The sequence below is a fragment of the Ornithinimicrobium pekingense DSM 21552 genome, assembly GCF_000421185.1.
Lineage (GTDB): Bacteria > Actinomycetota > Actinomycetes > Actinomycetales > Dermatophilaceae > Ornithinicoccus > Ornithinicoccus pekingensis.
On the sequence record NZ_ATWJ01000007.1, the window covers coordinates 622,946 to 646,135 of the forward strand.

Annotated in this window: 22 protein-coding genes and 2 tRNA genes; 9 read left to right on the forward strand and 15 right to left on the reverse strand. The window is 73.2% G+C overall.

Annotated features, from left to right (window positions below):
* Positions 1–40: 40 nt before the first annotated feature.
* The 5 genes from K330_RS19270 (at position 41) to K330_RS22475 (ending at position 4,844) form a co-directional block, all read left to right on the forward strand.
* Positions 41–1,348 carry a deoxyguanosinetriphosphate triphosphohydrolase gene (locus K330_RS19270; protein WP_022920753.1) on the forward strand — a complete coding sequence of 436 codons (1,308 nt, stop codon included), beginning with the start codon at positions 41–43 and terminating at the stop codon, positions 1,346–1,348.
* A complete protein-coding gene (locus K330_RS0104995) occupies positions 1,345–2,373 on the forward strand; it encodes an NAD(P)H-dependent flavin oxidoreductase (RefSeq protein ID WP_022920754.1) in 1,029 nt (342 codons plus the stop codon). Before K330_RS19270 ends, K330_RS0104995 begins: the two co-directional genes overlap by 4 nt.
* A complete protein-coding gene (locus K330_RS0105000; protein WP_156875684.1) occupies positions 2,370–2,759 on the forward strand; it encodes a hypothetical protein in 390 nt (129 codons plus the stop codon). Before K330_RS0104995 ends, K330_RS0105000 begins: the two co-directional genes overlap by 4 nt.
* A 136-nt stretch (positions 2,760–2,895) precedes the next feature.
* Positions 2,896–3,402 (forward strand): SigE family RNA polymerase sigma factor, encoded by a 507-nt coding sequence (locus K330_RS19275; RefSeq protein WP_022920756.1) that lies wholly within the window; start codon positions 2,896–2,898, stop codon positions 3,400–3,402.
* Positions 3,399–4,844, forward strand: a complete 1,446-nt coding sequence (locus tag K330_RS22475) for an AMIN-like domain-containing (lipo)protein (RefSeq protein ID WP_022920757.1) — start codon at positions 3,399–3,401, stop codon at positions 4,842–4,844. Before K330_RS19275 ends, K330_RS22475 begins: the two co-directional genes overlap by 4 nt.
* A gap of 114 nt (positions 4,845–4,958) precedes the next feature.
* On the opposite strand, the gene ligD is transcribed toward K330_RS22475, so the two are convergent.
* A complete protein-coding gene (gene ligD / locus K330_RS0105015; RefSeq protein WP_022920758.1) occupies positions 4,959–5,918 on the reverse strand; it encodes a non-homologous end-joining DNA ligase in 960 nt (319 codons plus the stop codon).
* A gap of 16 nt (positions 5,919–5,934) precedes the next feature.
* The gene (locus tag K330_RS0105020) at positions 5,935–7,437 is read right to left on the reverse strand and encodes a DHA2 family efflux MFS transporter permease subunit (RefSeq protein ID WP_022920759.1); all 1,503 of its coding nucleotides are present in this window, start codon (positions 7,435–7,437) and stop codon (positions 5,935–5,937) included.
* A 170-nt stretch (positions 7,438–7,607) separates the two neighbouring features.
* Between K330_RS0105020 and dnaG the strand changes: the two genes are divergently transcribed.
* From dnaG to K330_RS0105035, 3 genes are all read left to right on the forward strand, one after another.
* Positions 7,608–9,563 (forward strand): DNA primase, encoded by a 1,956-nt coding sequence (gene dnaG / locus K330_RS0105025; protein WP_029202330.1) that lies wholly within the window; start codon positions 7,608–7,610, stop codon positions 9,561–9,563.
* A gap of 1 nt (position 9,564) precedes the next feature.
* Complete coding sequence (locus K330_RS19285; RefSeq protein WP_022920761.1) at positions 9,565–10,146, forward strand: hypothetical protein; 582 nt, start codon at positions 9,565–9,567, stop codon at positions 10,144–10,146.
* Between the two features lie 73 nt (positions 10,147–10,219).
* Positions 10,220–10,292: transfer RNA gene (locus K330_RS0105035), tRNA-Asn, on the forward strand.
* Positions 10,293–10,356: 64 nt separating this feature from the next.
* On the opposite strand, the gene K330_RS0105040 is transcribed toward K330_RS0105035, so the two are convergent.
* From K330_RS0105040 to K330_RS22480, 7 genes are all read right to left on the reverse strand, one after another.
* Positions 10,357–11,289, reverse strand: coding sequence for an amino acid ABC transporter permease (locus tag K330_RS0105040; protein WP_022920762.1), 933 nt, complete (start codon positions 11,287–11,289; stop codon positions 10,357–10,359).
* Entirely contained in the window at positions 11,286–11,966 is a 681-nt protein-coding gene (locus K330_RS0105045) for an amino acid ABC transporter permease (protein ID WP_022920763.1), read from the reverse strand. Before K330_RS0105045 ends, K330_RS0105040 begins: the two co-directional genes overlap by 4 nt.
* 80 nt (positions 11,967–12,046) lie before the next feature.
* Positions 12,047–12,925: a glutamate ABC transporter substrate-binding protein gene (locus K330_RS0105050; RefSeq protein WP_022920764.1), complete on the reverse strand. Its 879-nt coding sequence runs from the start codon at positions 12,923–12,925 to the stop codon at positions 12,047–12,049.
* A gap of 19 nt (positions 12,926–12,944) precedes the next feature.
* Positions 12,945–13,715, reverse strand: coding sequence for an amino acid ABC transporter ATP-binding protein (locus K330_RS0105055; protein ID WP_051145485.1), 771 nt, complete (start codon positions 13,713–13,715; stop codon positions 12,945–12,947).
* A gap of 74 nt (positions 13,716–13,789) precedes the next feature.
* Positions 13,790–13,863 (reverse strand) — tRNA-Ile (locus K330_RS0105060).
* Between the two features lie 33 nt (positions 13,864–13,896).
* On the reverse strand, positions 13,897–14,316 hold the full coding sequence (locus K330_RS0105065) for a CBS domain-containing protein (protein ID WP_022920766.1): 420 nt from the start codon (positions 14,314–14,316) through the stop codon (positions 13,897–13,899).
* Positions 14,317–14,414: 98 nt separating this feature from the next.
* Complete coding sequence (locus K330_RS22480; protein ID WP_022920767.1) at positions 14,415–15,350, reverse strand: C40 family peptidase; 936 nt, start codon at positions 15,348–15,350, stop codon at positions 14,415–14,417.
* A 416-nt stretch (positions 15,351–15,766) separates the two neighbouring features.
* On the opposite strand from K330_RS22480, the gene K330_RS0105075 reads away from it, so the two are divergent.
* Positions 15,767–16,282, forward strand: a complete 516-nt coding sequence (locus K330_RS0105075; protein ID WP_022920768.1) for a DUF3145 domain-containing protein — start codon at positions 15,767–15,769, stop codon at positions 16,280–16,282.
* A gap of 179 nt (positions 16,283–16,461) precedes the next feature.
* Here the strand turns inward: K330_RS0105075 and K330_RS19295 are convergent, their stop codons facing one another.
* From K330_RS19295 to K330_RS0105105, 6 genes are all read right to left on the reverse strand, one after another.
* The gene (locus K330_RS19295; protein WP_022920769.1) at positions 16,462–17,589 is read right to left on the reverse strand and encodes a glycosyltransferase; all 1,128 of its coding nucleotides are present in this window, start codon (positions 17,587–17,589) and stop codon (positions 16,462–16,464) included.
* Positions 17,590–17,689: 100 nt separating this feature from the next.
* Positions 17,690–19,153: an acyl-CoA carboxylase subunit beta gene (locus tag K330_RS0105085; RefSeq protein ID WP_022920770.1), complete on the reverse strand. Its 1,464-nt coding sequence runs from the start codon at positions 19,151–19,153 to the stop codon at positions 17,690–17,692.
* A complete protein-coding gene (fabF, locus tag K330_RS0105090; protein ID WP_022920771.1) occupies positions 19,150–20,415 on the reverse strand; it encodes a beta-ketoacyl-ACP synthase II in 1,266 nt (421 codons plus the stop codon). Before fabF ends, K330_RS0105085 begins: the two co-directional genes overlap by 4 nt.
* A 176-nt stretch (positions 20,416–20,591) precedes the next feature.
* Positions 20,592–20,840, reverse strand: a complete 249-nt coding sequence (locus K330_RS0105095; protein ID WP_022920772.1) for an acyl carrier protein — start codon at positions 20,838–20,840, stop codon at positions 20,592–20,594.
* 77 nt (positions 20,841–20,917) lie between these two features.
* Positions 20,918–21,946 (reverse strand): beta-ketoacyl-ACP synthase III, encoded by a 1,029-nt coding sequence (locus K330_RS0105100; RefSeq protein ID WP_022920773.1) that lies wholly within the window; start codon positions 21,944–21,946, stop codon positions 20,918–20,920.
* Positions 21,943–23,127: an acyltransferase domain-containing protein gene (locus tag K330_RS0105105; protein ID WP_022920774.1), complete on the reverse strand. Its 1,185-nt coding sequence runs from the start codon at positions 23,125–23,127 to the stop codon at positions 21,943–21,945. Before K330_RS0105105 ends, K330_RS0105100 begins: the two co-directional genes overlap by 4 nt.
* Positions 23,128–23,190: the final 63 nt, after the last annotated feature.

The window sequence follows — 23,190 nt, forward strand, 5'->3', positions numbered from 1 at the left end:
CCCGCGCCCACGACCTGGCCGGACGGCATACCCTCGTCCCGTGACCACCGCGACCAGCGCAGACGTGCCCGGCTACGCCGCGGCCGACCGGGAGCGCTGGGTGGCCGAGGACCCGGCGCAGAAGCGCTCCGACCGCCGCGACTTCGCCCGCGACCGCGCCCGGGTGGTGCACTCCGCGGCGCTGCGCCGGCTGGCCGCGACGACCCAGGTCGTCCGGCCCGCCAGCGACGACTTCGTGCGCAACCGGCTCACGCACTCCCTGGAGGTGGCCCAGATCGGGCGGGAGTTCGGCGCCGCGCTCGGGTGCGACGCCGACGTGGTCGACACCGCCTGCCTGGCGCACGACATCGGGCACCCGCCCTTCGGCCACAACGGTGAGACGGTCCTGGACGAGTTGGCCGCCGGCATCGGCGGCTTCGAGGGCAACGCCCAGACGCTGCGCGTGCTGACCCGGCTCGAGGCCAAGCGGACGCACCCCGACGGCCGGTCGGCCGGCCTGAACCTGACGCGGGCCAGTCTGGACGCTGCGACGAAGTACCCCTGGCCCCGGGGCGGGGGAGGCCCGGGGACCGGTCGCAAGTTCGGCGTGTACGCCGACGACCTCGACGTCTTCGCGTGGCTGCGCCGCGGCGCGGCCGAGGGTCCCGCCGACCGCCGGTGCCTCGAGGCGCAGGTGATGGACTGGTCCGACGACGTGGCCTACTGCGTGCACGACGTGGAGGACGCCATCGCCTCCCAGCGGGTGGACCCGGCTGCGCTGCGCTCACCGACGACGCAGGCCGACGTCGCGACGCTCGCCCAGGAGTGGTACGCCCCCGACCTCGAGGTCGAGGTGCTGCGGGCCGCGCTGGGGGAGGTCCTGGACAGCGGCTGGGTGCCGGACCGCCACGACGGGACGCGCCGCGACCTCGCCGCGCTCAAGGACATGACCTCGCGGCTCATCGGCCACTTCGTGCATACGGTCGAGCTGGCGACCCGGGAGCGCTACGGCCAGGGCGTGCTCAGCCGGTACGCGGCCGACCTCGTGGTGCCCGACCGGATCCGCGCGCAGGCCGCGGCGCTCAAGGCGGTCGCGGCCCACTTCGTCATGCTCAGCGACGAGCGGCGGCAGGTCATGAGCACCGAGCGGGAGGTGCTGGAGTCGCTCGTCGGGCGCTACCGCGACGACCCGTCCCTGCTCGACCCTGTCCACCGCGAGGCCCACGACGCCGCGGCGGACGACGCGGCCGCGCTGCGCGCGGTCATCGACCAGGTCGCCAGCCTCTCCGACGCCCGTGCCCTGGCGGTCCACGCCGACCGCCCGGTCCGGCCGCGCCCCGCCCCGACCACCCCCGGAGGTATGCCGTGACCCTGCTGAGCGAGCTCGAGACCCCGGTCGTCGGGGCACCGATGGCCGGAGGGGTGAGCAGCCCGCTGCTCGTCGCCGCCGTCAGCGACGCGGGCGGCCTGGGGATGCTCCCGGCCGGATACCGCACCCCCGAGCAGCTGGCCGCCGACCTGGTCCACGTCCGCGACCTCACCGACCGGCCCTTCGGCGTCAACCTCTTCGTCCCGCAGCCCGTGGACCGTGGGCGGCACGAGACGGCGGTGCAGACCTACCGGGAGGCGCTGCTGCCGCGTGCCGCCACCCTGGGCGTCGAGCCCGGACACCCGTCGTGGGGGGACACCGACCACTGGGTCGACAAGGTGCTGCTCGTGGAGGCGCTGGCGCCGGCGGTGGTGTCCTTCACCTTCGGCGTGCCGGACAGGGGGACGCTCTCACGTCTGCGGGCCGCCGGCTGCGAGATCCACATCACGGTGACCTCGGCGGGCGAGGCCCTGGCCGCCCAGGAGGCCGGGGCCGACGTGCTCGTCGTGCAGGGGCAGGAGGCGGGCGGGCACCGTGGCACCCACGACCCGACGGCCGAGCCGGAGGCGATCGACCACCTGGGCCTCCTCGAGGCAGTCACGGCGGCCGGCGGGACGCTGCCGATGGTCGCGGCCGGCGGGGTCACCACCGCGGGAGACGTCGGCCGGGCCGTGGGCACCGGCGCGGTGGCCGTGCAGGTCGGGACCGCGCTGCTCCTCGCCACGGAGTCGGGGGCCTCGCCGGCCTACCGGGCGGCGCTGCGGGACTCGTCGCTGACGGAACGGGTCACGACGCGGGCCTTCAGCGGCCGTGTCGCCGGGGCGGTGCGCAACCGCTTCGTCGATGAGCTCGAGCACCTGGCGCCGCCCGCCTTCCCGGCGGTCGACCAGGTGAGCCGACCGGTGCGGACCGCCGCGGCGCGCGACGGCGACGTGCACGGCATCCACGTCTGGGCCGGGTCCGGCTGGCGGGCGTGCCAGGATCGGCCCGCGACCGAGATCGTCAGGGAGCTGGTCACCGGGTGAGCGCAGGCCCGCGGCACGACGCACCGGGGCAGTCCCGGGACGGGGCGTCGGGCAGGCCCGTCGCCGGTCTTCCCCCGGGGGTGGTGCTGGGGGGAGACCGTGACCTCGGCGGGTCCGTGCGCTCGCAGGTGCACCGGCACGAGGTGCTCCGCGGGCCCGCGCACCGGGCCTCCACCGTGGTGGTCAAGCGCTTCCTGCCGCAGCCCCCGGGCCCCGTCTTCCGTGCGCTGCTCACCTCCCGGTGGCGCTGGGTGGTGCGGGAGTGTGCCCTCGAGCTGCCGGACGTCGCCGCAGCCTGCGACGAGGCGCTGACGTGGGCGGCGCGGGCGTGGAGCACGGGGTCCAGCCCCGATCTGCCGGGCTCCCCGGCCCGGCGGCAGCGCTGAGCGGTGCCCGGCGCCGGGCCTCTGCGGGAGGCAGCGCGGGCGGCCCGCCCGGGTGGACACTGAACCATCCGGTCGTCCGCTGCGACGCAAGGGGTGAGGCAGCATGACGGAGCCCAGGTCACCCGAGGGAGGCGAGATGGTCACGACCGACCCCGGGTACACCGACTTCGTGCTCGCCCGGCAGGGACGGCTGCGCCGCGCGGCCTACCTGATGTGCGGGGACGCCTCGCTGGCCGAGGACCTCCTGCAGGAGGCGCTGATCGCGCTCGCCTCCCGGTGGGAGTCGGTGGAGCACCCGGACGCCTTCGTGCGGAGGGTCATCTACCGCCAGCGGGTGTCGGCGTGGCGCCGTCAGCGGCACGAGGTGGTCAACGGGGACGTGCCGGAGCGCTCGGTGACCGACGGCGCCGAGGAGCGGGCCCGGGACGAGGAGGTGCACGACGCGCTGCGCGCGCTGCCCCCGCGGCAGCGCGCGGCGCTGGTGCTGCGCTACTTCGAGGACCTGACCGAGGCGCAGACGGCCGAGGTCATGGGGGTGCGGATCGGCACCGTCAAGAGCCTGTCCCACCAGGCCGTGGCGCGGATGCGTGAGGAGCTGCAGGCCGGACGAGCCGCGCAGCGGGAGAAGGAAGGGACACGATGAGCGAGCTGCGCGACAGGGAGCTGCGCGACCTGCTGGAGCGCGTCTCCGCGATCGACGGCGACGTCGACGTGGACGAGCACTGGATGCAGGGTCGCCGTCGTCGCACCCGACGGGGCGCCGGGCTCGCCCTCGTCACCGGGGCGGTCGCCGTGACCGCGGCCGCGGGCCTGGCGCAGACGGGGCTGCTGGGCGGCTCGGACCCGGCGCCGACGGGGCCGGCGGCGGTGCCCGACAGCCTCGAGACCTTCGTGCTGAGCGGGCAGGAGACCGCCGGCACGGCGCTGCCGGGACCGTCAGCGGCGCTGCGGGCCGCGACCCCGGACGACCTCGCGGGCACCAGCTGGACGCTGCAGGACGGTATGTGGAACGCCTCGACCTCCGCTCCCGACCTCACGGGGACCACAGGGACGACGGTCCTGGCGTTCGGCGGCACCGGACCCGGCCCGGGTGGGTGGGGTATCGAGGTCGACGGGTGCGGGTCGGTCGGGGTCGACGAGCTCTCGCTGGACGGACGGGGACGCTTCCCGGCGTCGGTGCCCAGCACGACCGACATCGGCTGCCCGGACGACGTCCAGGCCGCGGAGGACTTCTGGATCGACGCCCTGGCCGGCGGCGGGCAGCTCACGGTGGTCGAGGACGGGCGGTGGCTCCTGCTGTCCGTCGACGCGCCGGCACCCCCTGAGCCGGGGCCTCCGGCCGAGCCGGGGCCCAGACCACCTGCAACACCCCGCCCGGACGAGAGCGGAGCACCGACCGGTGGTGGGGCGACGGTCCCTGGTGACGACGACGGTGCCGCCCCTCCGGGCGAGCCCGCCCGCACGCCGACGGAGCGCGGCGGGCCGGAGCCGACAACGGACGACGAACAGCCGCCGGGGCCGGATCCCGCCCCGCCACCGACGACCGACGCCGCCCCGCCGCCGACCCCTGGTGCCGGTCCCGTTGCGCCGACCGTGCCGGCGGACCCGACGGCGCCGACGGTGGCGGAGGGCTTCACCGGCCCGTCGGCCGCGTCTGTCGACCCGCCGTGGCCGGGCGGCGGTGGCGAGCTGTTCGCCCCCTCGGTCCGGGCCGGCGTCCACGAGGGCTTCGACCGGGTGGTCGTGGACCTCACCGGCACGGGGGACCCGGGGTGGCGTGCCGCCTACACCGACGACCCACGGCTCGACGGGTCCGGGTTCGCCTCCGACGTCGCGGGCGACAGCGTGCTCGAGCTCAGCCTCTCCGGCATGGCCTACCCGGACCCGGGCTCGGAGGTCTACTCCGAGGGGACCTTCGGGCTGGACACCCACACGTTGACGGCCGTCGTCGAGGTCCACCGGACCACCCCGTTCGAGGGGATGCTGCAGGTCTTCGTCGGGATGCAGGGCGACCCCCGCCCCTACCGGGTGTTCCTGCTGCAGGACCCGATGCGGCTGGTGGTCGACGTCCAGACCTCGTCCTGAGCTCGACGCGGCAGCACCACGGGCAACGGAGTGCTCGCCCCTCGTGGGTCGACCTCGCCCAGCTGGACGATGTCGACCGACCGAGGACGAGATCGCCCGCAACGTCGGGTCGGCTCAGTCCTCCTCGGGCGGCGTCTCCTGCCCCTCGGCCTCGTCACGTTCGGCCCACTCCAGCAGCGGCGCGATGTCGAACACCGCGTCGTCGATGCCCGCGTGCAGGTCGCCGAGGTCGGCGTAGCGCTGCGGCATCGTCAGCACCGTGAAGTCCGCGGGGTCGCACCCGGGCACCTCGTCCCAGGTCAGCGGGGCGGACACCCGCGCGTCGGGCGTCGCGCGGACGGAGTAGGCGGCGGCGATCGTGTGGTCGCGGGCGTTCTGGTTGAAGTCGACGAAGACCTTCCGCGGGTCACGGTCCTTGCGCCACCAGGTGGTCGTGGCCTCGTCGGTGCGGCGCTCGACCTCCCGGGCGAAGGCGAGCGCGGCCCGGCGCACGTCGGCGAAGCCGTGCTCGGCCGGGATGCGGACATAGACGTGGATGCCCTTGCTGCCCGTGGTCTTGGGCCAGCCGACGGCACCCAGCTCGTCGAGCACCTCGTGCGCCACACCGCAGACCCGCCGGACGGTGGGGAAGTCACACTCGTCACCGGGGTCGAGGTCGATGCGCCACTCGTCGGGCTGCTCGACGTGCCCCCGCCTGCTGTTCCACGGGTGGAACTCGACGGTCGACATCTGCACCGCCCAGACCACGTGCGCCAGCTCGGTGACGCACAGCTCGTCGGCGGTGCGGTTCCACCGGGGAAAGGTGATGTGGACGGTCTCCATCCAGTCCGGGGCGCCTCTGGGCAGGCGTTTCTGGTGCACCCGCTCGCCGGCGGTGCCGTCGGGGAAGCGGTGCATCATGCACGGCCGCTCCCGCAGGGCGTTGACGATGCCGTCGCCGACCGACCGGTAGTACTCGACCAGGTCGAGCTTGCTCAGCCCCAGGTCGGGGAAGTAGACCCGGTCGGGGTTGGAGATCCGCACCGTGCGTCCCCCGACCTCGACCTCGGTGGCGGGGCTGCTGGTGGATGCCATGGCTGCACCCTAGCGATCAGGCCTCCGCCGGGGCGGGCGCGGAGACGGCCGGCCCCCGGGGGTGCTCCTGCCGGGCCGGGTCGGGCGCCGGGGTGTCCTGCTGGCCACCGGGGGCGCCGCGCAGAAGCGTCGACAGCACGACCACGACGGCGCCGAGCGCGACGGCGACGACCAGGGCGGCCTGCGTGCCGCCGGCGAGGGCGGCCGTGTCACCCGCCCCGCCCTCGCGCAGCCCCGCCTGGCGCCAGGAGAGCACGGCCACCGACAGCGCGGTGCCGGCCGCGGCCGCGACCTGCTGGACGGTCCCGAGGGTCGCGCTGCCGTAGGGGTAGAGACGGGGCGGCAGGGCGGCGAGCCCGGTCGTGAAGGCGGGGGTGAAGAGCAGGGCCAGGCCGGTGCTGGCGACCACGTGGCATACGAGGAAGGCCCACCAGGGGCCGACCGCGGTCGCGGTGAGCATGCCTCCGAGGGAGAGCAGCAGCAGCACCGCCCCGGGCACGACCAGGGGTCGCGGCCCGAGCCGGTCGTAGAGCCGGCCCACCTGCGGGCCCATCAGGCCCATGAGCAGGCCGCCCGGCATGAGGAGCAGCCCGGCCCCCAGCACCGACAGGCCGCGGACCTGCTGCAGGTAGAGGGGCAGCAGGATCATCACGCCCATGAGCGTCATGAAGGCCACGGACATCAGCAGCAGGGCGACCGTGAACTGGCGGTGCAGCAGGGTGCGCAGGTCGAGCAGCGGCTGACCCGTGCGCTGCAGGGCCAGCTGGCGTCGCACGAAGAGCGCCACGCCGAGCGCGCCGGCCACGAGCGCTGCCACGGGGAGCGCACCCCTTCCGCCGCCGCCGGCCTCGGACAGCCCGTAGATCAGCGACCCGAAGCCGACGGCGGTCAGCGCGACGCTGACCAGGTCCAGCGACGGGCGTGGCCCGTCGGCGTCCGGCACGCGGGCGGTGCGCAACGCCCGCAGTCCCAGGAGGGCGACGACGAGGGCGATCGGCAGCACCAGGCCGAACAGCCACCGCCAGGACAGCCACTGCAGCACGAGCCCGGAGACCGTGGGCCCGAGCGCGGGAGCGACCGAGATGGCGAGGGTGACGTTGCCCATGACCCGTCCGCGACGGTGAGGCGGCACCAGGCGCAGCAGCGTCGTCATGAGCAGCGGCATCATGACGGCGGTGCCGCTGGCCTGCACGATGCGGCCCACGAGCAGCAGCGGGAAGCTCGGGGCGAGCGCCGCCGCCAGGGTGCCCGTCAGGAACAGCCCCATGGCCAGCCGGAAGGCGGCCTCGGTGCCGAGCCGCTGCAGCAGCCATCCCGTGGTGGGGATCACCACCGCGAGGGTGAGCATGAAGCCGGTCGAGAGCCACTGCGCGGTGCGCTCGTCGACGTCCAACGAGGACATCAGCTGCGGCAGGGCGTTGACCAGCACGGTCTCGTTGAGGACCACCACGAACGTCGCGATCGTGAGCACCCGCAGCACCGTCGTGGTGGAGGACGGCAGGGCGGTGGGTTTCGACATGGGTGGACAGACCTCGGTTCGTGGGCGGACTCATCGGCGAACAGCACGCCGGGCTGGGGCATTCCGGCCACCGGCGGCGACCGCGTCCTTTGTGGGCGGCGTCGCGGGGATCCACCGTAGGCGACCTAGACTCAGCCCCGACAGCGGTTTTTCGGCGAGGAGGTGGCGACGTGGCGAGACGGATCCGGCCCGAGGACGTCCAGACCGTCAAGGAGCGCGCCTCCCTCGAGGAGGTCGTGCGTGACCACGTCACCCTGCGCGGCGGCGGGGTCGGCACGCTCAAGGGGCTGTGTCCCTTCCACGACGAGAAGACCCCCTCCTTCACGGTGCGTCCCGCGGTCGGCTACTTCCACTGCTTCGGCTGCGGCGAGGGTGGGGACGTGCTCGACTTCGTGCAGAAGGTCGACCACCTGACCTTCAGCGAGTCCGTCGAGCGCCTTGCCGACCGGCTCGGCATCACCCTCCGGTATGACGAGACCGGCGGCGGCCGTGGCGACCAGGGTCCGCAGGTGCCGACCGGGCAGCGCACGCGCCTCATGGAGGCGCACCGCGTGGCCGAGGAGTTCTACCACGAGGCCCTGCTGCGCAGCCCCGAGGGTCGGGCGGCCCGCGACTTCATGCGGGGCAAGGGCTTCGACGCCGACGCCTGCTCCCGCTTCATGGTGGGCTACTCGCCCAACGGCGGGGAGACGCTGGTCCGGCACCTGCGCGGCAAGGGCTTCACCGAGGAGGAGCTGGTCGTGGGCGGCCTGGCCGGGCGCGGCTCCCGCGGCCTGTACGACCGGTTCCGGGGGCGCGTCATGTGGCCCATCCGCTCGATCGCGGGGGACACCGTGGGCTTCGGTGCCCGTCGGCTCTACGACGACGACCGCATCGCCGCGAAGTACCTCAACACGGCCGAGACCCCCATCTACCGCAAGACCGGAGTCCTCTACGGGCTCGACCTGGCCAAGAAGGCCATCGCGACCGAGCGACGGGCGGTCGTCGTGGAGGGCTACACCGATGTCATGGCGGCCCACCTCTCCGGCGTCGGCACCGCGGTCGCCACCTGCGGGACGGCGTTCGCCTCGGACCACATCACGATCCTGCGGCGGATCCTGCGCGACGAGGCGGGGCAGGCGCCGGCGCGGGTCATCTTCACCTTCGACGGTGACGCAGCGGGCCAGAAGGCGGCCATGAAGGCGTTCGAGCAGGACCAGCGCTGGGCCGCCCAGTCGTTCGTCGCCGTCGCCGAGGACGGGCAGGACCCCAACGACCTGTGGCTGCGCGGCGGGCCCGAGGCGGTGCAAGCCCTCGTCGACGGGGCACGCCCCATGTTCGAGTTCGCCGTGCGCACGACCCTGGCTCCCTACGACCTCGGGCTGGCCCAGGAGCGGGTGCAGGCGATGCGTGCGGTCGCACCGATCCTGGCGGGCGTCAAGGACACGACGCTGCGCCCGGAGTACGTCCGGGAGGTCGCCGGCTGGATGGGCGTCGACCCCACGGCGCTGGGCGCGGAGGTGGCACGTGCCGGTCGGGCCCCCGCCGCAGGGCCCAGGCCCCTCACCGCGGGACAGGTCGAGCCCGGTCCCCGGCCCGGAGGTGAGCGGCCGGACCGGCCGGGCACACCCCGGACCGCCCCGCCCGTGCCACGTCCTGACCTGAGCGACCCGGTCCAGGTGGCCGAGCGCAACCTGCTGCAGGTCGCGCTGCAGTACCCGTTGGCGATCGTCGCTGAGGACATGGACGAGCTGTCACCGGGCCAGCTCCGCGCGCCGATGCACCAGGCGGTGTGGCACGGGCTGCAGCAGGCCGGGGGAGTACGAGCCGCCGCCGGCATGAGCGCGGCGACCTGGAACCAGGCGGTCCTGGGGCAGACCCCTCCGCTGGTGCACCCGCTGGTGCAGGAGCTCGCGGTCGCGCCGCTGCCGACGAGGCTGGACCCCGTGACGGGCATGCCACCGGAGGCCTACGTGGACACCCTGGTGCTGGGCATCAGGCTCGCCACGCTGGAGCAGCGCATCGCGGCGACGCTGGGCCAGATCCAGCGCGGCCGGGACGACTCGTCGGCGGAGGCGCGCCGGCTGAACGAGGAGCTCATGGGCCTGCACCGCGAACGCGCCGCCCTCAAGGACAGGATGAGCTGACATGCCCTGGTGGAGACGACCGACCCGGATCATCGGCCCCGAGGTGCCTCCTGCCGAGGGGCGCCCGGACGACCTGCCCGGGAGCGCCCGGCCCGAGCTCGGACGTGGTGAGCAGGTCCTGGCGACCGCCCGGGAGGACGCCACCGGCCACTGGCTGGTGCTGACCACCTGGCGCCTGCTCGAGCGCACGGAGGACGGGACCACGGTGCTCGACCGCCCCTGGCACGAGGTCGACACCGGCTCCTGGGACCCTGACACGTGGGTGCTGTCCGTGCTGTTCGTCGACGGGCTGCACGGGCGTCAGTGGCGCCTGCAGCGGCTGACTGGGCCCGGGCGGGTACCGGAGGTGTTCCGCGACCGGACCACGGCCAGCGTGGTGCTCACCCGCCCGGTCGAGCTGGGCGCGCGCCGTACCGCTCGTGTCACCGTGCGCACGGACCTGCAGTCCCGGGAGCTGCGCGAGCAGGTGCTGCTCGGCCGGGGCGCCCGCGACGACGACCGCGAGCTCGCTGCCGCCGTGCTGCTGGCCCGTCAGGAGCTGCGCGAGCAGACCGGGATGGAGCCTCTCCCGCCGCCCGCGTAAGGCCGCGTGCCGACCCGGGCCGGATTTCGGCGGGGGGAGGGTCGACTGCTACAGTCTGTCCTCGCTGCACCATTCCCCTGTAGCTCAATTGGCAGAGCAGCCGGCTGTTAACCGGCAGGTTGTTGGTTCGAGTCCAACCGGGGGAGCGCGACACATCACGAGGGGCCGGACCCGCAGGAGCGGGTCCGGCCCCTCGTCGTGCGACCGGGTTCAGGCCCCTCTGGTGGGGGCGTCCAGGCTGTCCGTGGGTGCGGAGCCCTCCATCGTGACGGAGGGCGCGGTGCGGGGGTCCGGCCCCCGGCGACGGCGCCGCTGACGGGACTCGATCCACTCGGCCGCCTTGGTGATCGCCCAGTTCAGCAGGATGAAGATCACCGCCACGACCAGGTAGGCCACGAAGGTGTTGGCGTTCGCCGACCCGAGCTGGCGGGTCCGGCTGACCAGCTCGGGGTAGGTGATGATGTAGCCCAGGGCCGAGTCCTTGGTGATGACCACGATCTGGCTCAGGAGCGCCGGGAGCATGGCGGTCAGCGCTTGGGGGACCAGGATGAGACGCCGGACCTGGCTGGGGGACAGCCCGACCGACAGCCCGGCCTCGCGCTGACCCGCCGGCAGCGATGTGACGCCGTTGCGCACGACCTCGCAGATCACCGAGGAGTTGTAGAGCACCAGCCCGGTCACCACGGCGACGAAGGTCACGTCCTGCGCCTGGACGCCGAGCGAGGCCGACACCTGCCGCAGGGTGGGGTTCTTCACCAGCATGACCCAGGTGAAGATCATCATGATCAGGACGGGGACCGCGCGGAAGAACTCCACGAACACCGAGGTGGCCCAGCGCAGCGGGGCGATGTCCGACATGCGCATCATGGCCAGGACGACGCCCAGGACCATCGAGAGCACGATGGCCACGGCGGCAGCCTTCATCGTGGCCCACAGACCGGGCAGGAGGTAGAAGGTCCACGTCACCGACTCCGTGAACGGCACCCACTTGTCGGCCTCGAACTGACCCTTCTCGGCGACCCGGACGAGGGCGAGCGCCAGGATGCCCAGGCACAGGGCGGTGCCGACGATGCCGCCGATGAGGTGCCGGCGCCGGGCCCGGGGACCGGGCAGGTCGAACAGGACGTGCTGCGCGGCGCTCATCGCTTCACCGCCAGACGGGTGGACAGCCAGCTGGTCAGCAGGCCGACCGGGAGGGTGAGGGCGACGAAGCCGATCGCGACGAGCAGGAAGATCAGCAGGCCGGCGTCAGGGCGGAACTCGATCATGTTCCGCATCGCGTAGGCGATCTCCCGGTTGCCGATGGCCACCGCCACGGTGGTGTTCTTGATCAGCGCGATGAGCACGTTCCCGATGGGTGTGATCGCACCACGGAAGGCCTGGGGCAGGATGACCTCGCGCAGGCTCTGCGGAAAGGTCAGCCCGATGGACCGCGACGCCTCCGCCTGGCCGACCGGCACCGTGTTGACACCGCTGCGGATCGCCTCGCAGATGAACGCGGCGTGGTAGACGGTCAGCCCCAGCACCGCGAGCCAGAAGTTGTTCTCCAGGATGAAGTTCGGCCTGTCCCGCGGCACGAACTCCAGTCCCAGCTGGGCCCACAGCCCGAGGTTGGCGAAGACGATGATGAGGGTGAGCGGGGTGTTGCGCAGCAACGTCACGTAGGTGCTGCCGAACCAGTTGAGCACGCCGACGGGCGCGAGCCGGAGCACGGCCACGACGGTGCCGAGCACGAGCGCCAGCACGAACGACACCGCGGCCAGGCGGATGTTGAGCCAGAAGGCCCCCAGGACGTTGAACTGCTCGATGAGCTCGAGCACGGGCTCACCTCCTCATGGTCGGGACGGGTGCGGCCGGCGTGCAGTGTGCCCGCACGCCGGCCGCAGGCCGTCAGTGGTCGTCAGCCGCAGTGACCGCCGGGCTCCGGCGGGTTCAGCTCGGCGTTGGGGGTGTAGTCGGCCGCGCCGAGGTTGTCCTCGACGATCTGGTCCATGGTGCCGTCCTCCCACAGCCCGGCGATGATCTCGTTGATCTCCTCGCACTGCTCGGACTCCTTGGGCAGGCCGACGCCGTAGAGCTCCTCGGAGAAGGTGTTCCCGACGACCTTGAACTCCCCGGCGTAGTCCTCCTGGGCGGCGAAGCCGGCCAGGATGGTGTCGTCGGTGGTCATCGCGGTGATCACTCCCGAGGACATGGCCTCCATGCACTCGGAGTAGGTGCCGTACTCCTGCAGCGCGACACCGTACTCCTCGTTGACGCGAGCGGCGGAGGTCGAGCCGGTCACCGAGCACAGGATGGCGTCCCCCATGTCGTCGGGGCCGGAGATGTCGCTGTCGCTGGGCACGAGCAGGTCCTGACCGGCGACGAAGTAGGGCCCGGCGAACTGGACCCGCTGCTTGCGCTCGTCGGTGATGGAGTAGGTCGCGAAGATCATGTCGACCTGGCCCGACTCCAGCAGGTCCTCGCGCTGCCCGGAGGGCGACTCGCGCCAGGTGATCTGGTCCTCGGAGTAGCCCAGCTCTTCGGCGACCGCCTTGGCGACGTCGACGTCCATACCCGTGGGGGTCTCGCCCTCCATCAGGCCCAGACCGGGCTGGTCGAACTTGATGCCGATGGTGATGCCCTCGCCGTCGCCCTCGGCGGCGCCGGTGTCCTCGGTGGCGGCGCCGTTGCCGTCGCCCTCGTCGGTGGTCTCGCCCTCGCCGTCGCCGCCGCAGGCGGACAGGACCAGCGCGGCGACGCTCGCCGCTGCGGCGAGCCGGAAGGTGGTGTTTCTCATCAGGTGCTTCTCCTTGATCTCAGTGGGTGAGGATCTTGCCCAGGAAGTCCTTGGCACGCGCCGACTGCGGGTTGGTGAAGAACTCCTCGGGGGTGTTCTCCTCCACGATCGCGCCGTCGGACATGAAGACGACGCGGTCGGCCGCCTTGCGCGCGAAGCCCATCTCGTGGGTGACGACGATCATCGTCATGCCGCTGTGGGCCAGGCTGGTCATGACGTCGAGGACCTCGTTGATCATCTCGGGGTCGAGCGCGGAGGTCGGCTCGTCGAAGAGCATGACCCGGGGTTCCATGGCCAGCGACCGGGCGATGGCGACGCGCTGCTGCTGGCCGCCGGAGAGCTGGGCGGGGTACTTCTCCGCCTGATGGGCCACGCCGACCCGCTCCAGCAGCTCCATGGCGCGTTTCTTGGCCTCGGCCGGCTTCTTGCCGCGGGCCTTGACGGGACCGAGGGTGACGTTCTCCAGGATCGTCTTGTGGCTGAAGAGGTTGAAGGACTGGAACACCATGCCGACGTCGGCACGCAGCTGAGCCAGGGCCTTGCCCTCCTCGGGCAGCTTGGTGCCGTCGATCGTGATGCTGCCCGACTCAAAGTTCTCGAGCCGGTTGATGGTGCGGCACAAGGTCGACTTGCCCGAGCCCGACGGGCCGATGACGACGACGACCTCACCCTCGTGGACCGTCAGGTTGATGTCCTTGAGCACGTGCAGGTCGCCGAAGTGCTTGTTGACGTCGTCGAGCACGACGAGCGGCTTGCCCAGGCCACGCTGGGGTCCGGAGGAGTCCGTCATGTCGGGCACACTAGCGGCCACCTGCCGCACGCGTCATGCATTTGGGCTGGACGTCACCGCATTGTGACCTTCGGTGGGCCAGCAGGGGCTTGAACCCTGGACCGACGGATTATGAGTCCGCTGCTCTGACCGGCTGAGCTACTGGCCCCGGCGTCCGATCCTAACGGTCCGGGGAGGCCGCTCAGCGCCGCAGGTAGTCCTCGAGCATGTCGCGCTCGGCCTCGAGCGCGTCGAGGCGGGCCTTGACGACGTCCCCGATCGAGATGATGCCCCGCAGGTTGCCGTCCTCGATGACCGGCAGGTGACGCAGCCGGCGCTCGGTCATCGTCCGGGCCAGCTCGACCAGGTCGTCCTGGGCGGCCACCGGATGCAGGTCGGGGGACATGAGCTCGGCCACGGTCGAGCTGAGATCCCGGCCGGTCCGGAAGTGGTGGACGACGTCGCGCTCCGAGACGACCCCGATGCACTGGTCGTCCTCGACCACGACGACGGCACCGATCTTGTTGTCGTCGAGGGTCTCCAGGAGCTGCCCGACGGTCGCGGCGGACGGCAGCGTCACCACGGAGCTGCCCTTCTTCTTCAGGATGTCGGCGACACGCATGTTTGACGTTAGCACGGTGCCTACCGGCGTGTCCCGGGAACGCGAGGACCCCCACGACCGGGTGGTCGCGGGGGTCCGTCGCGGTCGCGGAGGGCCGCTCAGCCGATCCGGCCGTACCAGACGTTGCTGGACAGCAGCGGACCGTAGCGCACGCCCGTGCCGGGGTTGAGCGCCTCGTAGGTCATGCCGTTGCCGGCGTAGATGCCGATGTGGTGCCAGTCGTTGTAGATGACCAGGTCACCCGGCTGCGGGTTGCTTACCGGGGTGACCGCCGCACGCTGGCCGGCGACCGTCCGGGGGATGCTGATACCGGCCTGCTGGAAGACCCACCAGGTGTAGGCAGAGCAGTCGAAGGACTGCGGCGGCGTGCCGTAGAGCACGTACGGGTAGCCGACGTAGGCGGCCGCGACGTCGAGGACCGAGCCGCCCACCGGTGCGGGCGCCGCCTGCTGGACGGGCTGCTGCTGGGTCTGCTGGGCCGGCGCGGCCTCCTGAGCCGGCGCGGCCTGCTGGGCCGGGGCCGCCTGCTCCTGCTGGGTCGGCTGCTCCTGGGCCGGGGCGGCCTGCTGGACCGGCTCCTCGACCGGCTCCGGCGCGGCCACGGGCTCGGCCGTCTCGGCGGGCGTGGGCTCCGCCTCGACCGGTGCCTCGACCTCGACCTCGACGGTCGTGCCGGTGAAGCCGGAGTCGGAGAGCAGGGTGCTCACGGCGGCGGCGTCGTCAGGGGCCGAACGGGCCTCGCTGCGGTCGGCGGCCGACTGGTCACGCAGCTCGTCGAGGGAGGCGCTGTGCAGGGTGGCCGACTGCGGTGCGGGGGTCTGGGCCGCCGACTCGTCGGGGGTAGACGGGCGCACGGCGTCGTTGATGCTGGCCGCGGTGCCGGACTCGACGCCCGGCTTCTGGGTCAGCGTCGTGGCACCGGCCGTCGCGACGGTGCCGGCGACGAGGCCGCCGATCATCAGCGCGGCCGCGCCGTTGCGCGGGGCGGCGTTCGACACGCGGTGCTTGGCGCGGTGCTGGTCAGTGGACTTCATAGAACCTCCGGGACCGCAGGGGGGACCACGGTCTCGTCTCAGGGGTCGGCAGGCGCGCGGGGCGACTGGCCGTCACGGGACGTGCAGGGGCGACGCGTTCTGGAAGAACGGGACAAACGCGCCTCAAGTAGGTTACGAAAAGATCACGAAAGCACCAAGTCTGTGGCGTGGTTTGTGACCAATGTGACAAATGAGTCTGGTGAGGCGCCAAACCAGCCCATTCCCGCGGTCGGCGGTCACGGGCCCGGCGTGTCGCGGAACGCTCGCGACACCCCCGGCAGGGGCAGCACTTGATACCAGAGTGACAAGGGAGCACAATGTGACCCACAACCGCACAGCGTGCGCGGCGAACGCCGCCTGCCGTCCCAGTGTCGAGGTCGTTGGGGAAGACGTCCCTCACCACACAGGAGGCCAGGATGTCCGTCGTCATGCCCCGAGTCATGACGCGTGGGGTGGTTTTCATCCACTCCACGCCCACCGCGCTGTGCCCGCACATCGCCTGGGCCCTCGAGGGGGTCCTGGACACCCGTGTCAGCCTGGACTGGGTGCCGCAGCCGGCCCAGCCCGGGACGATGCGCACCGAGTTCTCGTGGACCGGCGAGGCCGGCACCGGAGCTCTCATCGCCAGCGCCATGCGCGGCTGGGACGGCCTGCGCTACGAGGTCGTCGAGGAAGCCAGCCGCGGCAGCGACGGTATGCGGTGGACGCACACGCCCGCACTCGGGATCCACCAGGCGCGCCTGTCGGCCAACGGTGACGTCGTCGTCAACGAGGACCGCCTGCGCACGCTCCTGGAGGCCTCCGCGGGCAGCGCCGCCACGCTGGTGGCCGAGCTGGACCGCGCCCTCGGTGCCGCCTGGGACGCCGAGCTGGAACAGTTCCGCCACGCGGGCGAGGGCGCGCCGCCCACCTGGCTGCACAAGGTCGGCTGACCGCGGCGCGGCGCCGGCCGGTCCCGCGTCGCGGGACCCGGCCACCGGTGCGCCTGCAGCGCGCGACCGCCCGGGTCGCCTGTGAGGCCCGGGCGGTGCGGCATACCCCTGCGCCGTGCAGGCACGCCCGCTCGGTGGGGGCGGGCCCGGACTCGGGACCACGTCCCCGTCGAGCCGGCTCAGCCGCCGTCGTGGCTGCCGCGCCGGCCGGCGAGGACCTGCTCGTGGATGGCGAGCATGCGCTCGGCGGACGCGCGCCAGTTGAAGCGCTCAGCCTGCTCCCGGGCCCGCACGTGCGACCGGGGTCGGGCCAGCAGCGCCTCCACCCCGTCGGCGAAGGCCGCGGGGTTGGACCGGGCCACGTAGCCGCCCTCCCCGACGACCTCCTGCAGCGCGCCCTCGTCGGTGCAGACGGCCGGCACCCCGCAGGCCATGACCTCCAGCGCCGCCAGCCCGAAGGTCTCCAGCGGTCCGGGGGAGACCGCGACGTCGGCCGCCCCCATGCGGGCCGCGAGCTCGGCCCGGTCGGTGATGTAGGAGTGGAAGACGACGGGCAGGTCGCGGGAGCGCTCCAGCAGCTCGTCGCGCAGGGGTCCGTGGCCGAAGACCGTCATCTCCACGTCCATGCCGCGGCGGACGAGCTCGCGCACGGTCTCGACCGACAGGGCGGGCCGCTTCTCGGGGGAGAGGCGCCCGCAGTGCACGAGCTGCACGCGGGACCCGGGCGGCGGAGGGTGGTAGTCGGCCGGGTCGTGGAGGGGCGCGAACGTCTCGAGGTCGACCCCGAGCGGGACGACGTGGGCGTCGATGCCGTTGCGGTGGAACTCCTCGGCCGCGAACCGGCTCGGGCACACGATCGCGTCGTAGTCGTGCGCGCTGCGGCGGTTGATGACGTCGGCCATCCACGCGGCCGGTGTGTCGGGGACAGGCGTGCGCCGCACCAGGATGCCGGTCATGTGCTCATGGCTGATCATCACCGAGCCGATCCCGCGACGCCGGGCCCATCGACCCATCCAACGGGTGGTGGAGCGGTCGGAGACCTCGATGACGTCCGGGCCGATCGCGTCCATGAGCCGGGACAGCCCTCGCCGGTCCCACATGAGGGAGTAGCCGGTGCCGGGGACCGGGGTGGCGGGGACCCGGAAGACGGTGCCCTGGGACTCCTCGCTGATCTCCGGACCGGGACCGGGGATGATCAGGGTGGCCCGGTGCCCGAGCTCGCGGTAGTGCTCGCCCCAGGCACGCAGCGCGGTCTTGATCCCTCCGGACGTCGGGCTCACGAAGTTGGCGACGCGCAGGATGTGCATGGTGCGCGTCACCCTACCCGTGGCCGCCGCCGGCGCCGGTCCCGCGGGGCGGATACCTGGCACCGGTCCCGCGGGGCGGGACGGCCTCGCGCTGCTGCCGTCAGAGCGGGATGTTGCCGTGCCGGCCGCGCCGCTGCGGCGCAGCGGCGATGGCGCTCGCCAGTGCCCGGCGGGTGGCGCTGGGCTCGACGACCTCGTCGATGACACCGAGCTCGACCGCGCGGGCCAGGCCACCGGTCTGCTCCGCGTGCCGCGCGGCGAGCTCGGCCTCCACCCGGGGACGCTCGGCCTCGTCCACCTCGGCGAGCCGGCGGCGGTGCAGGATGCGCACGGCGGCCACATGGCCCATGACCGCGACCTCGGCCCCGGGCCAGGCGAGGACCCGCGTCGCGCCGAGGGCACGGGCGTTCATCGCGATGTAGGCACCGCCGTAGGTCTTGCGCGTCACCAGCGTCACCCGGGGCACGACCGACTCGGCGAAGGCGTGCAGCAGCTTGGCCCCGCGGCGCACGACGCCGTCCCACTCCTGGCCGACGCCGGGCAGGTAGCCGGGCACGTCGACCAGCACGACGAGAGGGACGCCGAAGGCGTCGCACATCCGCACGAAGCGTGCGGCCTTCTCCGCGGAGGCCGAGTCGAGGCACCCGCCCAGGCGCATCGGGTTGTTGGCCACCACCCCGACGGTGCGACCGCCCAGCCTGCCCAGCGTGGTCACGATGTTGGGCGCCCACCTCGGGAACAGCTCGAGGGCGGCCTCCGGGGAGGCGTCGTCGAGGAGGTCCGCCACCAGCGGGTGCACGTCGTAGGCGCGGCGGGGCGACTCGGGCAGCGTCGCCGCCAGGTCGCGGTCGGCCACCGCGTCGAGGTCCAGGGACCCCTGCGCCGCGAGCAGCGTGCACAGCAGCCGGCCACGGGCGTAGGCCTCCTGCGCCGTGCCGGCGACCACGTGGACCACCCCGGAGCGGCGGCCGTGGGGCTCGGGGCCCCCGAGCCGCAGCGCGTCGACCGCCTCGCCGGTGACCGACCGGACGACGTCCGGCCCGGTCACGAAGACACGGCCCTCCGGCGCCATGATGACCACGTCGGTCAGGGCCGGGCCGTAGGCCGCGCCCCCTGCGGCGGCGCCCAGGACGATCGAGATCTGGGGCACGACGCCTGAGGCGCGGGTCATGATCGCGAACACCTCGCCGACGGCGTGCAGCGACGCCACACCCTCGGCCAGCCGGGCACCGCCGGAGTGCCACAGCCCCACGACGGGCACCTGGTCGGCCAGCGCCCGCTCGTAGGCGGTGAGGATGACCTGGCAGCCGGCGATGCCCATGGCGCCGCCCTGGACGGTCGCGTCGGAGCAGAACGCGACCACCGCGGTGCCGTCCACGGTGCCGGAGGCCGCCAGGAAGCCGGAGTCGTCCTCGGGGGTGAGCAGCTGCAGGCTGCCCCCGTCGAGGAGCTCGGTGAGTCTGGTGCGCGGATTGCGGGGGTCGTCCTCCCGGGCCACGGCGACCCGGGCCGCGACCGACCCGGACGCCTCGGCGGACGCGCTGCTCGGGGTGCGAGCGCTCACCGCCAGCTCCGGAACGCCAACGCCACGTTGACGCCGCCGAAGCCGAAGGAGTTGTTGAGCGCGGCCAGGTCGCCGTCGCCGAGCGACCGGCTGGTGCCGGTGACGACGTCCAGGTCGATCTGCGGGTCCTTGTTCTCCAGGTTGATCGTCGCGGGGACCTGTCGGTGGTGCAGGGCCTGCACGGTCAGCACCGCCTCCAGCGCCCCCGCCGCGCCGAGCAGGTGGCCGGTCATGGACTTGGTCGCGGTCACCGCGATCTCGTCGGCGCGGGCGCCGAACGCGCGGCGGATCGCCTTGGCCTCGGCCAGGTCACCGACGGGGGTGGAGGTGGCGTGGGCGTTGATGTGCACGATGTCCTCCACCGACAGGCCACCGTCGGCGACCGCCTCCTGCATCGCCCGGGCGGCACCCGCGCCCTCCGGCTCGCCCGCCGTGATGTGGTAGGCGTCGCTGGACATCCCGGCTCCCACGATCTCGGCGTAGATCGTCGCGCCTCGGGCCACGGCGTGCTCCTCGGCCTCGAGGACCATCAGGCCCGCCCCCTCGGCGATGACGAAACCGTCACGGTCGACGTCGTAGGGGCGCGAGGCCCGCTCCGGCTCGTCGTTGCGGTTGGACAGCGCGGTCATGGAGGCGAAGGCCGCGATCGGCAGCGGGTGGATGGCGGCCTCGGTGCCGCCGGCGACCATGACGTCGGCGCGGCCGCTGCGGATCATCTCCAGCGCGAGCCCCATACCCTCGGCGCCGGAGGCGCACGCACTGACGGGGCAGTGCGCGCCGGCCCGGGCGGACAGGTCGAGCGACACCGCGGCCGCGGGGCCGTTGGGCATGAGCATGGGCACGGTCAGCGGGAAGACGCGCCGCGGGCCCTTGGCCTTCATCACCTCCCACTGGTCCAGGAGGGTCCAGACGCCGCCGATGCCGGAGCCGATGGCCACGCCGAGACGCTCGGGCTCGACCTCGGGGGAGCCTGCGTCGGCCCAGGCCTCGCGGGCGGCGACGAGGGCGTACTGGCCGGAGGGGTCGTTGCGCCGGATCTCGACCTTGGCAAGGCCGCTGTCGGCGGGAGAGGTGTGGATCGACCCGGCGAAGGTGACCGGGAGCTCGTGCTCGGCGACCCAGTCCTGCGTCAGCGGGCGGACGCCGGAACGGCCGGCGTTGATGGCCTCCCACGTCGCGGGGGCCGACCCGCCGACGGGCGTGGTGGCGCCGAGCCCGGTGACGACGACTCGGCGGGGCTGCTGGGTGTGGCTGGCGGACATCGGCTCGGCCTCTTTCGCAAAGGTCGGTGCGGCGGCGGCGCCGCCCGGTCAGGGGATGCTCGGGGTATGCGGTGCAGGGGCGGACCGGTGCGTGCACCGGTCGGTGGGGCGGGGTGCGGTCCGCGGACGGGCGGGGGCGGGTGACCGCTCCGCCCGCCCGCGGCGCGCGGAGCGGGTCAGCCCTGGTGGTTCGAGATGTAGGTGACCGCGTCCTTGACGTGCGTGAGGTTCTTGACCTCGTCGTCGGGGATGCGGACGCCGAACTTGTCCTCGGCGTTGACGACGATGGTCATCATGGAGAGGGAGTCGATGTCCAGGTCCTCGGTGAAGGACTTGTCCATCTGGACCTCCTCGGGCTCCAGACCCGTCTCCTCGTTGACGATCTCGGCCAGGCCGGAGAGGATCTCCTGCTCGCTCAGTGCCATGCGGTGCTTCTCCTTCGGTGTGCGGTTGGGCTGACCCGGATGTGTGCCCGCCGGGCCTCGGGAGCTCGGGGTGCCCGTCAGGGCATGACGACCACCTGGGCGGCGTAGACCAGCCCGGCGCCGAAGCCGATCTGCAGGGCCAGGCCACCGTGCGGTGCCTCGCCCTCGGCCAGCATCCGCGACATCGCCAGCGGGATGGAGGCCGCGGAGGTGTTGCCCGTCTCGGCGATGTCGCGGGCCACCGGGACGTGCTCGGGCAGCTTGAGGGCCTTGATCATCGCGTCGGTGATGCGCATGTTGGCCTGGTGCGGGACGAAGGCGTCGAGGTCGTCGGCGGTGATGCCGGCGGCGTGGACGGCCTCGACCGCCACGGGGGCCATGGAGTAGACCGCCCAGCGGAACACCGACTGCCCCTGCATGACGAACGAGGGCCAGGCCACTGCCTGCTCACGGCCGGTGGACTCCATCTCCTCGCGCAGCTCGGTCCAGGACTCGCGCTGGGTGATGACGTCACGCTGGTCCCCGAGGCTGCCCCACAGGGTCGGACCGATGCCGGGGTAGTCGGAGACGCCGACGACCGCAGCCCCTGCCCCGTCGCCGAAGATGAACGCGGTGCCCCGGTCGTACTTGTCGGTGAAGTCGGACAGCTTCTCCACGCCGACGACGAGGACGTAGTCGACGGTGCCCGCGCGCACCATGTCGTTGGCCAGCGAGATGCCGTAGCAGTAGCCGGCGCAGGCCGCCGAGAGGTCGAACGCCGCGGGGTTGGGAATCTGCAGCCGGTGCGCGAGCTCGGGCGCGGCGGCCGGCGTCTGGAAGGGGTGGGTGACCGTGGCGATGAGGACGGCGCCGATCTGCTCCGGCGCGACACCGGCATGGGCGATGGCCTCGCGCGCGGCGGCCTCGGCCATGTCGATCACCGTCTCCTCCGCGGCAGCCACGTGGCGGGTGGCGATGCCGGAGCGCTGCCGGATCCACTCGTCCGAGGAGTCGATGAACTGGATGACCTCCTCGTTGGTGACCACCCGCTCGGGGCGGTACCCGCCCAGGCCGTGGATCCGGGCGTGGCGCAGCCCCGCCGGGGCCGCCAGGGTCTTGGTGCTCACAGGGAGTCCTCCTCGGGGTACAGGCGCAGCAGGGGCTGGCCCGGGCTCACAGGGTCACCGGGCTCGACCAGCCACTCGACCGCCCTGCCCCCGTGGGGGGAGACGACGGCGTGCTCCGCGCGCAGGGTGGTGACGGTGGCGACCGGTGCGCCGTGCGTCACGGCCTCGCCGACCGGGACGGAGGGCTGCACGGTGCCCTTGACGGGGGAGACGACGACCATCCACGAGGCCTCGATCGGGGCCAGCTCGGTGGCCGCGCCGTGCTCGCGGATCATCCGGTGCGCGGCCTCGAGGTCGTCGGGGGTCTTCAGCGCCAGCGTCTCGACACCCTTCAGCGCGCGCTTGGCCAGCCCGGCCAGCGTGCCCGCCGGGGGGATCTCGATCAGGCCCGTCACCCCCATGTCGGCGAACGTCTCCATCGTCAGGTCCCACCGCACGGGGCTGGAGACCTGGCTGACCAGCCGGGCGAGCACCTCACGGCCGTCCTGCACGACGGTGCCGTCGACGTTGGAGACCAGCGGCAGGCGGGGGTCGTGGGTGGAGATGGCGCGCGCGTAGCGGGTGAGACGGTCGACCGCGGGCTGCATGTGGTGGGTGTGGAAGGCGCCGGCGACCTGCAGCGGGATCACCCTGGCCCGGGCCGGGGCGTCCGAGCGCAGCGCCTCGAGCTGCTCGAGCGTGCCGGCGGCGACGACCTGGCCGGCGCCGTTCATGTTGGCAGGGGTCAGGCCGTGGCGCTCCAGCGCCGCCGCGACCTCCTCGGGGTCGCCGCCGACGACGGCGTTCATCCCGGTGGGGGTGGCTGCGGAGGCCTCGGCCATGCCCCGGCCGCGCTCGCGGACGAGGACCATCGCCTGCTCCGCGCTCAGGACCCCCGCCGCCGCGGCGGCGGTGATCTCACCCACCGAGTGCCCCGCGCCGGCGCCGACCACCCGGAAGCCGTCGGCGGGGTGGGCGAAGAGGGAGAGCAGGGAGACCAGGCCGGAGCCGACGATGAGCGGCTGGGCGACGGCGGTGTCCCTGATGGTGTCGGCGTCGGAGGTCGTGCCATGGCCGACCAGGTCGAGACCGGCGACGACACCCAGCCACTCCATCCGGTCGCGGAAGCCGGGCAGGTCCAGCCAGGGGGCGAGAAAACCGGGGGTCTGGGAGCCCTGTCCGGGCGCGACGATCACGAGCACCCCCTCACTCTGCCTGTACGACCTGCCCATCCTCGTCAGCGTTCCCGACGAGAAGCCGGCCCG